The sequence below is a fragment of the Streptomyces sp. AA1529 genome, from assembly GCF_000280905.1.
GTDB lineage: Bacteria > Actinomycetota > Actinomycetes > Streptomycetales > Streptomycetaceae > Streptomyces.
The window spans coordinates 19,278-33,839 of record NZ_ALAP01000059.1; the positions used below are offsets into that span (position 1 = coordinate 19,278).

Genomic DNA, 14,562 nt, shown 5'->3' on the forward strand with positions numbered 1-14,562 from the left:
GGCCCGGCCCCGGCCCGGAAATGCGGCGGCGCACAGCACGGCGGGCCGCACCCTCGAAGGGTGCGGCCCGCCGTCGCGCGGTCGGTCCGGTCAGTCGCGGATGAGCGACCGCAGGACGTACTGCAGGATGCCGCCGTTGCGGTAGTAGTCGGCCTCGCCGGGGGTGTCGATGCGGACGGTGGCGTCGAACTCGACGCCGGTGTCCGTGGTCACCTTCACCGTGGCGGGGACGTCACCCTCGTCGAGGGCGGTGATACCGGTGATGGAGAAGGTCTCCTCACCGGTCAGCCCCAGGTCGAGCGCCGAGCCGCCGGTGGGGAACTGCAGCGGCAGGACGCCCATGCCGATCAGGTTCGAGCGGTGGATGCGCTCGTAGGACTCGGCGATGACGGCCCGCACGCCGAGCAGCGCGGTGCCCTTGGCCGCCCAGTCGCGGGAGGAGCCGGAGCCGTACTCCTTGCCCGCGAGGATGACCAGCGGGGTGCCCTGCGCCTGGTAGTTCTGCGAGGCGTCGTAGATGAAGGAGACCGGGGAGCCGTCCTGGGTGAAGTCCCGGGTGAAGCCGCCCTCGGTGCCGGGCGCGATCTGGTTGCGGAGCCGGATGTTGGCGAACGTACCGCGGATCATGACTTCGTGGTTGCCGCGGCGGGAGCCGTAGCTGTTGAAGTCGCGGCGCTGGACGCCGTGCTCGGTGAGGTACTGGCCGGCCGGGGTGTCGGCCTTGATGGCGCCGGCCGGGGAGATGTGGTCGGTGGTGACCGAGTCGCCCAGCTTGGCCAGCACCCGGGCGCCGGAGATGTCCGTGACCGGCGCGGGCTCCATCCCCATGCCCTCGAAGTACGGGGGCTTGCGGACGTAGGTGGACTCGGCGTCCCACTCGAAGGTGTTGCCGGTGGGGACGGGGAGGGCCTGCCACTGGGCGTCGCCGGCGAAGACGTCGGCGTAGTCCTTGGTGAACATCTCCTGGCCGATGGCGGAGGCGACGACCTCCTCGACCTCCTGTTCGGAGGGCCACAGGTCGGCCAGGTAGACGGGGTTGCCGTCCTGGTCGGTGCCCAGCGCGTCCTGGGTGATGTCCACCTTCATGGACCCGGCCAGGGCGTAGGCGACCACCAGCGGCGGGGACGCCAGGTAGTTCATCTTGACGTCGGGGTTGATCCGGCCCTCGAAGTTGCGGTTGCCGGAGAGCACCGAGACGACGGCCAGGTCGTTGTCGTTGACGGCCTGGGAGACCTCGTCCGGCAGCGGGCCGGAGTTGCCGATGCAGGTGGTGCAGCCGTAGCCGACGAGGTTGAAGCCGAGCTTGTCCAGGTAGGGGGTGAGCCCCGCCCGGTCGTAGTAGTCCATGACGACCTGCGAGCCGGGGGCCAGGGTGGTCTTGACCCAGGGCTTGCGGGTGAGGCCCTTCTCCACCGCCTTCTTGGCCAGCAGCGCGGCGCCGACCATGACGTACGGGTTGGAGGTGTTGGTGCAGGAGGTGATGGCCGCGACGGCGACGGCGCCGTGGTCGATCTCGTAGGTGACCCCGTCGGGACCGGTGACCTGGACCGGCTTGCTCGGCACACCGTTGGAGACGGCCGGTGCGTCGGAGGCCGGGAAGGACTCCTTGCCGGCCTCGTCGGTGTCGGCCTCGGAGACGTAGTTGACCACGTCCTGGCCGAACTTGTGGGCGGCGTCGGCGAGCGCGATGCGGTCCTGCGGGCGCTTCGGGCCGGCGATGGAGGGGACGACCGTGGCCAGGTCGAGCTCCAGGTACTCGCTGTACTCGGGCTCCTGGGCCGGGTCGTGCCACAGGCCCTGCGCCTTGGCATACGACTCGACCAGGGCGAGCTGGTCGGCGCTGCGGCCGGTCAGCCTGAGGTAGTTGATGGTCTCCTCGTCGATCGGGAAGATCGCCGCGGTGGAGCCGAACTCCGGCGACATGTTGCCGATCGTGGCGCGGTTGGCGAGCGGCACGGAGGCCACGCCCTGACCGTAGAACTCCACGAACTTGCCGACGACACCGTGCGCGCGCAGCATCTCGGTGATGGTGAGCACGAGGTCGGTGGCGGTGGTGCCGGTGGGCAGTTCACCGGTGAGCTTGAAGCCGACGACCCGCGGGATGAGCATCGAGACGGGCTGGCCCAGCATCGCGGCCTCCGCCTCGATGCCGCCGACGCCCCAGCCCAGCACGCCGAGGCCGTTGACCATGGTGGTGTGCGAGTCGGTGCCGACCAGCGTGTCGGGGTACGCCTTGCCGTCCCGGACCATGACGGTGCGGGCCAGGTGCTCGATGTTGACCTGGTGCACGATGCCGGTGCCGGGCGGGACGACCTTGAACTCGTCGAAGGCGCCCTGGCCCCAGCGCAGGAACTGGTAGCGCTCGCGGTTGCGGCCGTACTCCAGCTCGACGTTCTTCTTGAACGCGTCGGAGGTACCGAAGGTGTCGGCGATGACGGAGTGGTCGATGACCAGCTCGGCCGGGGCGAGCGGGTTGATCCGGTCGGCGTCGCCGCCCAGCTCCTTGACGGCCTCGCGCATGGTCGCCAGGTCGACGACGCAGGGAACGCCCGTGAAGTCCTGCATGATCACCCGGGCCGGGGTGAACTGGATCTCCTGGCTGGGCTGCGCCTCGGGGTCCCAGCCGCCGAGCGCGCGGATGTGGTCGGCGGTGATGTTCGCGCCGTCCTCGGTACGGAGGAGGTTCTCCAGCAGGACCTTCAGGCTGTAGGGCAGCCGGGCGGAGCCCTCTACTTTGTCCAGCTTGAAGATTTCGTAGGACTCGTCGCCCACCTGCAGCGTGCTGCGGGCGTCGAAGCTGTTCGCCGACACGACAGTCTCCTTCAGTGCCTTGAGTGCATCGGCCGCCGGTGCGCTATGGTGAGCGGGAGAAGAAGTTAGGTAAGCCTTACCATCCTTACCGAACAGCTCCTCGCCCTGCGACAGCGACCGCGACGTATGCCGTCGCCAGTTATCTCGATGTCGAGATAACTCTAGTACACGACCGGCCGCCGGTCATGCCTGCCCCCGGGTGCCCTCCGCGAGCCGCGCCGACACCCGGTCGGCGGTGCTGCCCCGCGGCGCGGCGCCCCGCACCGCGGACCGCCGAGCCGGCCGGGGTGCCGGGGTGCGGGACGGAGGGTCCGCGCGGAGGCAACCGGCGCCGGGCGGAGCTTCCTGGCGCGGCGGGAGCAGGCGGTCCCGCCCGCCCGCGCACGAGGGGCCCTTTCGCGCCCTGCGGGAAACGGGCCGTTCGGGGCTGCGCACCCGGACGCGCGCCGCGTTCCCTGGACCCGCGGTCACGACTGCCGCACAGTGTCCCCGTGTCCACCGCGAACCCGCACGAGCCCGCACCCCGGGACGCCGGGGAACCGTCTGGACCAGCGCTGAAACGCGCCATCGGCCCCAGGCTGCTCATCCTGTTCGTGATCGGGGACATCCTGGGCACCGGCATCTACGCCACCACCGGCAAAGTCGCCGGAAAGGTCGGCGGAGCCCTGTGGCTGCCGTTCGCGATCGGATTCGTGGTGGCGCTGCTGACAGCCGCCTCGTACGTGGAACTGGTCGGCAAGTACCCGAAGGCGGCCGGGGCGGCGCTCTACACGCAGCGCGCGTTCAGGGTGCCGTTCCTGACGTTCATCGTCGCCTTCATGGTGATGTGCTCGGGGCTCTCCTCCGCCAGCGCGGCGGCGCTGGCCTTCAGCGGCGACTACCTGGACGAGCTCACGGGCGGGGCCGTACCGCCCACGCTGGTGGCAGTCCTGTTCGTGCTGGCCCTGGCCGGACTGAACCTGCGCGGCGTCTCGGAGTCCGTCAAGGCCAACGTGGTCTTCACCCTGGTGGAGCTCACCGGGCTCGTCATCATCCTCGGCATCGGGGCCGCCGCCGCGTTGTCCGGGACCGGCGAACCCTCCCGGCTCGGCGACCTGGAGACCGGGGGCACCGGGTACGCGCTGTTCTCCGGGGTGCTGGGCGCCACCGCGCTGGGCTTCTTCGCCTTCGTCGGGTTCGAGGACTCGGTCAACATGGCCGAGGAGACGGTGGATCCGCAGCGCACCTTTCCCCGCGGCATCTTCATCGGCGTGGCGGTGACCGGAACCGTCTACGTACTCGTCGCGGTGGTCTCCTCGCTGCTCGTCCCGACGGCGACGCTGGAGGAGTCCAGCGGACCGCTGCTGGAGGTGGTCAAGGCGGGCGGCGTGCACTTCCCACAGCAGCTCTTCGCCGTGATCGCCCTCTTCGCCGTCTCCAACTCGGCTCTCATCAACATGATGATGGCCTCGCGGCTGTGCTACGGCATGGCCAACGAGCGCATCCTGCCGCGCGCGATGGGCAGAGTCCTCCCCGGGCGCCGCACGCCCGTCGTCGGCATCGTCTTCGTGACCCTGCTCGCCCTCGGGCTGGTGTCGACCGGGGAGATCGCCGGACTGGGCGACACCACCTCCTTCCTGCTGCTGTGCGTCTTCGCCGTGGTGAACGTGGCGGTGCTCGTGCTGCGCCGCGACCGGGTCGCGCACCGGCACTTCCGGGTACCGACCCCGCTGCCCGTGCTGGGCGCCCTGACCGCGCTGGTCCTGGCCAGCCCGCTCGCGGACCGGACCACAGGCGTCTACGTCAGGGCGGGCATCCTGGTACTGCTCGGTATCGCGCTGTGGGCGGTGAACGCGCTGGTCCGCAGAGCGGGCGGCGAGAGCTGAGCGACCGCCGCGGCGCCCGGCATCGGCACGACGGCCACACCCGGCACCCGGCACCCGGCACCCGGCACCCGATTGGGGGTACCGCCCGCGCCCCGTGCCCGTGCGGCCCCTACCGTACGGACGAGGAGCCACCCAGTGGCCGGCCCGGACATCGCTGCACCCGGCCGAGCCGGCCCGCAACCCGGATGCGGCATTCAGGCGGTTACCGGCGAATCGCCGCCGCCACACCACCCCCGGGTGCGCCGCTATCTCAGATCTGAGATAGATTCTTCTCCATGACCGACGACTACCTCGCCCGTATCGGGCAGTTGATCCGCGATGCCCGCCAGCATCGAGGCTGGACCCAGTCGCAACTGGCGGAAGCGCTCGGCACCAGCCAGAGCGCCGTCAACCGGATCGAGCGCGGGAACCAGAACATCAGCCTTGAGATGATCGCCCGGATCTCCGAGGCTCTGGACAGCGAGATCGTGTCCCTGGGCTACTCCGGCCCGATGCACCTGCGCGTGGTCGGCGGGCGGCGGCTGTCCGGCAGCATCGACGTCAAGACGAGCAAGAACGCGTGCGTGGCGCTGCTCTGCGCCTCGCTGCTCAACTCGGGCCGTACGGTGCTGCGTCGGGTCGCCCGCATCGAGGAGGTCTACCGGATCCTGGAGGTGCTCTCCTCGATCGGCGTCCGCACCCGGTGGATCAACGGCGGCGCCGACCTGGAGATCGTGCCGCCCGCCGAACTGGACCTGGACTCCATCGACCACGAAGCCGCGCGCCGCACCCGGAGCATCATCATGTTCCTCGGCCCGCTGCTGCACCGCATGGACCGCTTCCGCCTCCCCTACGCGGGCGGCTGCGACCTGGGCACCCGCACCGTCGAGCCGCACATGAGCGCGCTGCGCCACTTCGGTCTGGCGGTGACCGCGACGGAGGGCATCTACCACGCCGAGGTGGAAACGGGCGTCGCCCCCGCGCGGCCGATCGTGCTAACCGAACGCGGGGACACCGTCACCGAGAACGCCCTGCTGGCCGCCGCCCGCCACGACGGCGTCACGGTCATCCGCAACGCCTCGTCCAACTACATGGTCCAGGACCTGTGCTTCTTCCTGGAGCAGTTGGGCGTCCGCGTCGAGGGCGTCGGCTCGACGACGCTGACGGTGCACGGCGTGCCGGTCATCGACACGGACGTGGACTACTCGCCCTCCGAGGACCCGGTCGAGGCGATGAGCCTGGTCGCCGCCGCCGTCGTCACCGAGTCGGAACTGACGGTGTGCCGGGTGCCGGCCGAGTTCATGGAGATCGAACTCGCGGTCCTGGAGGAGATGGGCCTCGACTTCGACCGCAGCGCGGAGTACCCGGCCGACAACGGGCGCACCCGGCTGATCGACCTGACCGTGCGGCCCTCCAAACTGGAGGCGCCCATCGACAAGATCCACCCGATGCCGTTCCCCGGCCTCAACATCGACAACGTCCCCTTCTTCGCGGCCATCACCGCCTCCGCGCAGGGCAAGACCCTCATCCACGACTGGGTCTACGACAACCGCGCCATCTACCTCACCGACCTCAACCGGCTCGGCGGCAGGCTCCAGCTCCTGGACCCGCACCGGGTCCTGGTCGAGGGCCCGACCCGCTGGCGGGCCTCCGAGATGATGTGCCCCCCGGCGCTGCGCCCCGCGGTCGTGGTCCTGCTGGCGATGATGGCCGCCGAGGGCACCTCCGTCCTGCGCAACGTCTACGTCATCAACCGCGGCTACGAGGACCTGGCCGAACGCCTCAACGAGGTCGGCGCCCAGATCGAGACGTTCCGCGACATCTGATGCACGGATGCCGCCGTGCCCCGGCCCGACCTGCCGCTCAGCGGGCCAGGATCGGGGGGGGCGGCGGCATCTCCCCGGGACTTCTGCGGGACCTGTGGACTGCCGTCAGTCGGTGCCCGTCAGCAGACCGGCGAGGCGGGTGACGGTCAGGTCGCCCAGATACGGACCGATGAGCTGGACCCCGAGCGGGAGGCCGTCGGGAGTGACGCCCAGCGGAACGCTGGCCGCGGGCAGATGCGCCAGACCGGCCAGGTTCAGCCAGGTCGTCTGGTCCCAGTACGCCCGGCGCTCGCCGTCCACGGTGAGGTGACGCTCCGGGACGGGGACGTCGGTCTGGCTGGGAACGGCGGCGGTCGGAGCGGCGGGGGTGACGAGGACGTCGACGTCGCGGAAGTATGCCGCCCACTGCTGCCGCACGCGTCGGCGCTCGTCGTCCGCGAGCAGCCAGTCCCGGTGACGCAGCGTGCGGGCGCGCAGGAACTCCGCGCCGGGGGACTGCGCGCCGGGCGGCAGATTCCCGGCGGCCTGCACCTCGCCGTCGAAGGCCTCCGCGGACGCGCCGGCCGACGAACCGGCGAACATCAGAGTGCGGAAGAGGCGGTCGGAATGGGCCATGTCCACCGGCCGGCTGGTGGCGTCGACGCTCGCCCCGGCGTCCAGCAGCCGCTTCTCCGTGCTGTCGAGCAGCTCACGGGTGGCGGCGTCCACGGTGCAGTGGGAGTCGTCCGCCCACAGGCCGACTCTGAAGTCGCGCAGACTGCCGTGCCGTGCCGGGGGGAGGGTGAGCTGCCAGCCCGCGCTGTCCTCGGGGGAAGGGGCGGCCAGCACGCCGAGAGCGAGTTCGAGGTCGGCCGAACTCCGTGCGAGGGGGCCGATGCTGAGCATGTCCGAGGTCGACAGCCGACCGGGGGCCCGGGGGATGTGCCCCCTGGCGGGGACCACGCCGTAGCTGGGGCGCAGCGCATGGACGCCGCAGTAGTGGCCGGGCAGTCGCAGGGAACCGGCCAGGTCGCTGCCGATGCCCAGCGGACTCAGCCGGGCCGCCACGGCCGCGGCCGAGCCTCCGGAGGAACCTCCGGCCGTCCGCTGCGGGTCGTGGGGATTCGGCGTCGTGCCGAAGAGCGGGTTGGTGGTCTGGATGTCCTGGCACATCGAGGGGGTGTTGGTCTTGCCGAGGATCACCGCGCCTGCTCGCCGCAGGAGGGCCACGGCGTCCGCGTCCCGGTCCGGCACGTGCCCTTCCAGCTCGGCGGCGCCGCACGTGGTGCGCAGGGCTTCGGTCTCCAGCGAGTCCTTGACGACGACGGGCAGTCCGAGCAGCGGCCCTTCGGAACCGCCCTGGGCGCGCCTTCGGTCCGCCCGGGCCGCCGCATGCAGAGCCCCTTCGCGGTCCAGCGTCGTCACCGCGTTGTGTTCGGGGTGACGTGCGATGCGCTCCAGATGGGCAGCCGTGAGTTCCCGGCTGGAGACCTCTCCCGTGGTGAGGGCGTGGAGCTGGTCGAGGGCCGTGCGGTGGGTCAGGTCCATGAAGGTGCGGTTTCCTGTCGTGCGGGTGCGGTTTCGAAGTGGGCAGCCATACGCAGCAGCGCTTGGACGTCGTCGTCCGGCGTACGCACGTCCTCCCGGGTGCTTGCGTCCGCGTACTCCGCCGGGATCCGAGGTGCCTCGTCGCGCTTCGAGGCGCTCAGCGCCGCCCGGATCTGGTCGGCGGTGACCGCGGATGCCAGGTCGGCACCGGTGAGCCCGGCAGCGCTCCGGCGCTGCTCGGATGTGTGGCGCACGGAGGCGTCCAGGAAGGGCTGAAGTGCCCACTGGCCGTCCCGGATCTCCACAGCCCGGCGGTAGAGATGCCAGGTGATGGCCCGGACGCGCAGCCGTGAGCCGTTGCGGGTGCGGGGGGAGTTCAACGCCACGCCGGGGACGGCCTCGTGCATCGCCTCCCAAAGCGGCGCGAGACGCCGGTGGTCGCGCTGCGCCCGGAGCCAGGCACGGGCGTGCGGAACGGCGTGCAGAGCCAGCGTCGGCACGAAGAAGCCGATCAGGGTGAGCGTGGTGCCGCCGTCGGCGCACAGCCAGGCGAACTTCTCGGCAGCGGCCGAGGGCTGCGGGAGCCCGGACAGCACGGCGACGACATAGCCCAGGCGTACGGCGCTGTAGCCGATGGTCACGATCGCGCCCACTCCCACGATGCGCAGTCCACGGGCGATCCAGACCTCGCCGGTGTGCCGAGCCGCTCTCCAGCAGCCCACCGCCAGAACCGTTTCACCGAGCGTGTAGGCGGCGATGTAGAGCGTCAGATATGCCTGGTAGGTGCCGGTGTGCACGTAGTTGATGGTGAACCCCTGTGGGGTCGACCGGCCGGTCGGCGTGAGGTGGAAGAAGAGCACCCCCAGTGCCGCGATGACGACCGCACCTGCCGCCAGGCAGAACACGGTACGCCTCCGTGCCCGCTCCCCCGGCAGCGTCCAGTGGGCGAGCACGACGGGCTGGAGGGCGAGCAGGGCCACCACCGAGCCGAAGGCCGCGAGGATGCCTGTGGAGGGTCGTCCCGTCGTCTCGTCGAGCACCCTCCAGACGGGTTCGAGCGACACCAGGAAAGAGAGCGCCGAGAACCCGTAGACACCGGCCAGTGCGGCAAGCGCGCGGTCTTCGGCGAGGCGTCGCGGCGACCGGAGCAGCAACAGCAGACCGGTGGCAGCCAAGGCGAGGCATATGGGGTGAAGGAGCTGTTGCACTGCTATCTCCCGTGACGCAGCAGAGTCTCGGCGATGGGGTCCTCAGCGCTGATGTCGGGGCCTCGGCGATGAATGTGCCGTTGCAGGTGTGAGGCGATCAGCTCGGCTTCCCGCTCGTCGTGGAGCTCGTAGTCACTGCGCCCCAGCATCATCTTGACCACCTGCGGATCGAGAGTGGGGGCGAGGCGGTCCGTCACGGGATTGACCTCGCCGAGTGTGCCGCTGCCCTGGTGATTCCGCAGGATGTGCGCGGCCTCGTGCGCGATGATGTGGTCCTGGTGCGCGCGGCTGGTCTCCTCGTTCACGAAGATGTAGTCGATGCCCTGCACCGTGCGTATCCACATTCCGCACAGGCCCCCTCCGCTGTTCGGCGGGGCGGACTCCAGCCGGATCGAACGGCCCGAGCGGGACTCGATCGCGGGCAACAGGTCGCGGATGCTCTGCGCCGGGGGGAGACCGAGGTCCCGCACGAAGCGGCGGCATTCCCGCCGCAGGCTGCGGCGGCGCATCAGGCGGTGCCTCCCGCACCCGAGTCCGGATCCAGACCCTCGCGCTCACGTATGTGCTCGATGGTGGCGAGGACCTGTTCCATGCTCCGCGGCGACAGCCCCGCCGCGCGGGCCGCCACGCGCTGCACGCCGCTCTCGCGGATGCGCCGGACGAATGCCAGTTCCTCGGAGACCCTCAGGGCGGTGTCCTCGTCGAAGAAGTAGGCCACCGGGACGCCGAAGAACTCTGCGAGCCCCTCGAGGTGCCGTCGGGTCGGGTTGTCCCGCCGTCCGGTGCGCAACTGCCACAAATAGACGTGGGAGAGCGTCGGTCCGCCACGCTCCCGGAGCAGCGCCGCGACCTCCTGGTTCGTGTACGGGCCGCGGTCAGGGGGGTGGACCATCTCGAACAGCCTGTTCAGACGCTCACTGAAGGCGTCAGTCGGCATACGACCTCCCTGATGACGAGATTAATCCGAGTTGACACTGCGATGCAGGGTGTGCCATGTTTCTGCCCTGCGATTAACTGAGATTAATCGACGGACGGTTCGGTGTGCACAGCAAGCACACTACCGACGCCGGTTGTCCGGTGGCTCACCGCACGCACACCGGGGAGAGCCGAGCGCACGGCGCTCGGGACGCAGGAGACAGGGGCCGCCACGGTCCGGCGAGATTCGGAGCACTGCACGCATGAGCACCACACGGACTCGCCTCCGATCCCCCAGGCCCGTACCCCGCGGAGCGGGAGCCGTCTCCTCACCCGGTGATCCGTCCGAGCGCAGCGCCGGGCCGGCCGCGAGCCCGCACGAGGCCGTGCGCCACAAGCCTTCGAGGAAGCCCGGCACCGAAATCGTGTGAGTGCGAGGCAGCATGCCCCGGCTCGCATTCACCATGAGCCGCCGGAGCTCCGCGGACCCCGGGGGAGTCCGCGGAGCCCCGGCTGATGCCGGGTACCGGCTTCCGGCTCCTGGGCCGGGGACGCCGGCCGCCTGCGTCGCAGGCCGCGCAGGAGCGCGGCGGCGGCCAGTTGGAGCGCCGCGATCAGCAGGAGCAGGGAGTGGGGCGGCAGCGCGGCGAGCGCACCGACCAGCGCGGTCCCGGCAGCACCCGCGGTCAGCTTGAGCCCCGCGCCGAGGGTGAAGACCTGGGCACGGGTCCCCTCCGGGGCGTGGTCGGCGCGGAGGCGCAATGTCGCGGACAGCAGCGGACCCTCGCCCAGTCCCGCGCACAGGAACAGCGCGGCCGTCCACAGGAGGGACGGGGTGAGGGCGGCGCCCGCCAGCCCGGCGGCCGTCACCAGCAGTCCGAGGCGCGCCGAGCGGACCCGTCCGGACGTACCGGACCACCGTGCCGCCGCGAGAGACCCGGCGAGCCCGCCGACGGCGAACGCCGTCATCAGCAGTCCGCCGCCGTCGGACGCGCCCCGGGCCCGGGCGAGCAGCACGGCGGTGACGGGGAGCGCACCGGCACCGAGAAAGGCCACGCAGGTCGCGAGGGTGAGGGTGGCGAGCTGGGGGGTGCGCCGCAGGACACGGAATCCGGTGCCGAGTTCGCGGGGACGAAAGCGGCCGGCCGGTAGGGGCCGGTGGCCGGCCGCGGGGAGCCGCAGCGTCGTGCACAGCAGCGCGGCGCAGCCCGCCGAGACCGCGAGCAGCACCGTGGCCAGGGCCGCGGAGGACACGGCGGCCGTGCCGGCGACGGCAGCCGGTGCGGTGACGGCTGCGGCGTTGTAGGTGGCCGCGTCGTAGGCGAAACCGCGGTCGCGGAGGCGTCTGCCGCGGCCTTGGGCCGAGGCGGCGGCGCCGCCGGGACGGTCTCCGTCCGCGCACCTGCCGGAGGCCGTACGGCCCGGGCTGCCGTCACCGCCCTCGCCGGCTCCGCTGGGCGCGCGCGTCTCGGCGAGGAGGCTGGAGAGGCCGCCGGTGACGAGCGGGCCGACGCTGCCTCCGGCGAGGGCGACGGCGAGGGTGAGCGGCAGCGGTGTCCGCCCTGTCGTCAGTGCCAGCAGGGCGAGCGCCGTGCCGAGGAGGGCGAGTGCGCACCCGTGCAGCAGGCGCGGGGTGCGGGTCCGTTCGGCCAGCGCGCCGACGACTGGGGCGGCCAGTGCGTGCGGGGCCAGCCAGGCCGCGAGTACGAACCCGCCCAGCGCCGGGCGGCCCGTCCGTTCGACCGCCAGCAGGGCCAGTGCGACGCCCACCCCTTCGTCGGCGAACCGCGCCAGGAAGGCCGTGGCCAGATACGTCCTCAGCAACGCTGCTGCCCTCCCCCCGGGGCGAACGGCCCTCCGCGCGGCATGTCCCGGTGGTCCCGGGTGCCTGCCCGGCGCCGTGTGCCGGACCGACCGTCGAGTAACGGCTCCATCGTATAATGCGTTACATGAAGCAGCATGGCGAGCCGCAGGACGGGTTCCGGCCCGGCGAGCGGCTGATCGACCTCGCGAACGCCGTACGGGAGGATCCCGCGCTTCCCCGCGCGGCGATGACGGCCCTTCTGCGGCGGCACGGCGAGTCGGAGGAGGAGCTGCGCAGCCTGACGGACGCCGAAGCGGGCGCACTGCGCCACGCGGTGGTGGAACTGACGGAACGGGTACTGGCCGAGACCGCCACCGACCGCGCGGCCGGGGCGCTCAACGAGCTGCTGGAACGCTGCGCGGCCCGCCCCCGGCTGAGCAGGCACGACGGCCACGCCTGGCATCTGCACGTCGACCGGGGCGACGACGCGAGCTGGGCGGACTGGTTCACGGCGGCAGCGGCACTGGCACTCGCCCGGCTGCTGAGCGAGCAGGGCGGCACCGCCTGGGGCGAGTGCGCGGCACCGGGCTGCCGGCGGCTCTATCTGGGCGGCGGTCCCGGTGCGCCGCGGCGCTACTGTTCCCGCCCGTGCGCCACCCGGACCCGGGTCGCCGCGCACCGGCACAGACAGCGCGGCGGAGGCCGGCCGCAGGCCGGACCGGACGGCGGGGAGCGGACCGGGCCCGGCGGCTGACACCGTTCCACGACCGGGCAGGCCCACGACCCGGCCGCCCCCGGGGCCCCGGCCGTCCCGCGACCCCGCGTTCCCGGGGTCAGGGCAGCACCGCGAAGCCGTCCAGTTCGATCCGGGCCTCCTCGTCCCACAGCCGTACCGCGCCGATGACCGCCATCGCGGGATAGTCGCGTCCGGCCAGCTCCCGCCAGATCCGGCCCAGTTCGGCGGCGTGCGCACGGTATTCGGGAACGTCCGTGGTGTAGACGGTGACGCGGGCCAGGTCCGCCGGAGTCCCGCCGCATGCGGCCAGGGCGGACAGCAGGTTGCCCAGCGCGGTGCGGAACTGGTCGGGGAGGGTGCGCGCGGCGACGTGGCCCGCGCTGTCCAGTGCGGTCTGGCCCGCCAGGAAGACCAGCCGCGAACCGGTGGCCGTCACGGCGTGCGAGAAGCCGCTCGGCGGAGCCAGCTGCGCGGGGTTGACCCGCTGCAGGGCGCCCCCGTCGGTCCGGTGCGGGGCGCTCCCGTCGGTGGGGTCGGGGTTCACAGCCGGTCCTCCCCCGCCTGGTCCGCTGCCCGGCCGGCGGCGGCCTCCGGCGGATCGTCCCGTACGGCCTCCCCGACACCGACGGCAGGCCCCTCCCCCGCACCGGCCCGGCCCGAAGCCGCGCCCCGCGCCTCGGCGCGCTCCCGGTACAACTCCTTGGCGATCAGGGAGCGCTGGACCTCGCTGGCGCCCTCGTAGATGCGTGGCGCCCGTACCTCGCGGTAGAGGTGTTCGAGCAGGTGGCCCCGCTGGAGTGCGGCGGCTCCGTGGATCTGGACGGCCGCGTCCACCACGTCCTGCGCGGTCTCGGTCGCCAGCAGCTTGGCCATGGCCGAGCGGCGCGCCAGGTCCGCGCCCTCGCCGTCGCTGCCGTCATAGGCGCAGGCGGCGGCGTACACCAGGAGCCGCGCGGCCTCGGTGCGGGTCGCCATCTCCGCCAGCCGGTGCGAGACGGACTGGAGGTCGCGCAGCGTGCCGCCGAACGCGGCGCGGCTGTCGGCGTGTTCGAGTGAGGCGTCCAGCGCTGCCTGGGCCATGCCGATGGCGAAGGCGCCGACGCTGGGCCGGAACAGGTTGAGGGTGCGCATGGCGACACGGAATCCGGCGCCCGGCGCGCCGAGGAGGTCGGCCCGGGTGACGGGGACGGCGTCGAAGGTGAGGGTGCCCAGGGCGTGCGGGGCGAGCATGTCCAGGGGTTCGCCGTGCAGTCCGGGCCGGTCGGCGGGGACGAGGAACGCGGTCACGCCGCGGGCTCCGGGGGCCTCGCCGGTGCGGGCGAAGACCGTGTAGAAGTCGGCCCAGGGCGCGTTGGAGATCCAGGTCTTGGTGCCGGTCAGCCGCCAGCCGTCCGGGCTGCCGGCCGGGTCGTCGTCGCCGGCCCCGCCGTCCGGTTCCGCGTGCAGTGCCAGCGCTGCCGCGTCACTGCCCGCGCCGGGCTCGCTCAGCGCGAAGGCCGCGACCGCCCGGCCCGCGGCGACGGCGGGCAGCCAGCGGGCCCGCTGCTCGGCTGTCCCGGCGTCGGCAACCGGCCCGGCGCCCAGTCCCTGGAGGGCGAGGGCCGTCTCGGCCTGCGGGCAGGAGTAGGCCAGCGACTCACGCAGCAGGCACAGGTCGAGCGCGCTGCCGCGACGCCACGGAGGCGCCGCGGGAACGGCGCGGGCGAGCAGTCCCAGTGTGCCCAGTTCGCGGAGCAGGGGGCGGTCGACGCGCCCGTCCTCGCACCGGGCGGCGAGCGGGGCGAGCTGTTCTCCGAGCGTGCGCAGGCGGGCGCACCAGGCGCGCTGCTGCGGGGTGAGTGCGAAGGCGGTGGTCATGGCGGCTCCCCTCGGCCGTGGCCCGTTGCGGAGG

At 72.3% G+C, this 14,562-nt stretch carries 11 protein-coding genes; 3 read left to right on the top strand and 8 right to left on the bottom strand.

From position 1 onward, the window contains the following. Positions 1–90 precede the first annotated feature (90 nt). The gene (gene acnA / locus A949_RS0117595) at positions 91–2,811 is read right to left on the bottom strand and encodes an aconitate hydratase AcnA (RefSeq protein ID WP_019357339.1); all 2,721 of its coding nucleotides are present in this window, start codon (positions 2,809–2,811) and stop codon (positions 91–93) included. A 491-nt stretch (positions 2,812–3,302) separates the two neighbouring features. Here acnA and A949_RS0117600 point away from each other — a divergent pair, with 491 nt between their 5' ends. Continuing rightward, positions 3,303–4,676 carry an amino acid permease gene (locus A949_RS0117600; RefSeq protein ID WP_019357340.1) on the top strand — a complete coding sequence of 458 codons (1,374 nt, stop codon included), beginning with the start codon at positions 3,303–3,305 and terminating at the stop codon, positions 4,674–4,676. 275 nt (positions 4,677–4,951) lie between these two features. Next, positions 4,952–6,481 (top strand): helix-turn-helix domain-containing protein, encoded by a 1,530-nt coding sequence (locus tag A949_RS0117605; protein WP_019357341.1) that lies wholly within the window; start codon positions 4,952–4,954, stop codon positions 6,479–6,481. A 105-nt stretch (positions 6,482–6,586) separates the two neighbouring features. Here the strand turns inward: A949_RS0117605 and A949_RS0117610 are convergent, their stop codons facing one another. The 5 genes from A949_RS0117610 to A949_RS35610 form a co-directional block, all read right to left on the bottom strand. Continuing rightward, positions 6,587–8,008, bottom strand: a complete 1,422-nt coding sequence (locus tag A949_RS0117610; RefSeq protein ID WP_019357342.1) for an amidase — start codon at positions 8,006–8,008, stop codon at positions 6,587–6,589. Continuing rightward, positions 7,999–9,183 (bottom strand): MAB_1171c family putative transporter, encoded by a 1,185-nt coding sequence (locus A949_RS0117615; RefSeq protein ID WP_158687597.1) that lies wholly within the window; start codon positions 9,181–9,183, stop codon positions 7,999–8,001. The genes A949_RS0117610 and A949_RS0117615 overlap by 10 nt, the downstream gene beginning before the upstream one ends. Positions 9,184–9,218: 35 nt before the next feature. Beyond that, complete coding sequence (locus A949_RS33730; RefSeq protein WP_019357344.1) at positions 9,219–9,725, bottom strand: hypothetical protein; 507 nt, start codon at positions 9,723–9,725, stop codon at positions 9,219–9,221. After that, entirely contained in the window at positions 9,725–10,153 is a 429-nt protein-coding gene (locus tag A949_RS0117625) for a helix-turn-helix domain-containing protein (RefSeq protein WP_019357345.1), read from the bottom strand. Before A949_RS0117625 ends, A949_RS33730 begins: the two co-directional genes overlap by 1 nt. Positions 10,154–10,590: 437 nt before the next feature. Next, a complete protein-coding gene (locus tag A949_RS35610) occupies positions 10,591–11,955 on the bottom strand; it encodes an MFS transporter (protein ID WP_019357346.1) in 1,365 nt (454 codons plus the stop codon). Positions 11,956–12,080: 125 nt separating this feature from the next. Here A949_RS35610 and A949_RS33740 point away from each other — a divergent pair, with 125 nt between their 5' ends. Then, positions 12,081–12,689: a CGNR zinc finger domain-containing protein gene (locus A949_RS33740; RefSeq protein WP_019357347.1), complete on the top strand. Its 609-nt coding sequence runs from the start codon at positions 12,081–12,083 to the stop codon at positions 12,687–12,689. Positions 12,690–12,768: 79 nt separating this feature from the next. On the opposite strand, the gene A949_RS0117640 is transcribed toward A949_RS33740, so the two are convergent. Together A949_RS0117640 and A949_RS0117645 are read right to left on the bottom strand one after the other, a co-directional pair. Beyond that, the gene (locus tag A949_RS0117640) at positions 12,769–13,215 is read right to left on the bottom strand and encodes a RidA family protein (RefSeq protein WP_019357348.1); all 447 of its coding nucleotides are present in this window, start codon (positions 13,213–13,215) and stop codon (positions 12,769–12,771) included. Beyond that, positions 13,212–14,528: an acyl-CoA dehydrogenase family protein gene (locus tag A949_RS0117645; protein WP_019357349.1), complete on the bottom strand. Its 1,317-nt coding sequence runs from the start codon at positions 14,526–14,528 to the stop codon at positions 13,212–13,214. The genes A949_RS0117640 and A949_RS0117645 overlap by 4 nt, the downstream gene beginning before the upstream one ends. Positions 14,529–14,562 lie beyond the last annotated feature (34 nt).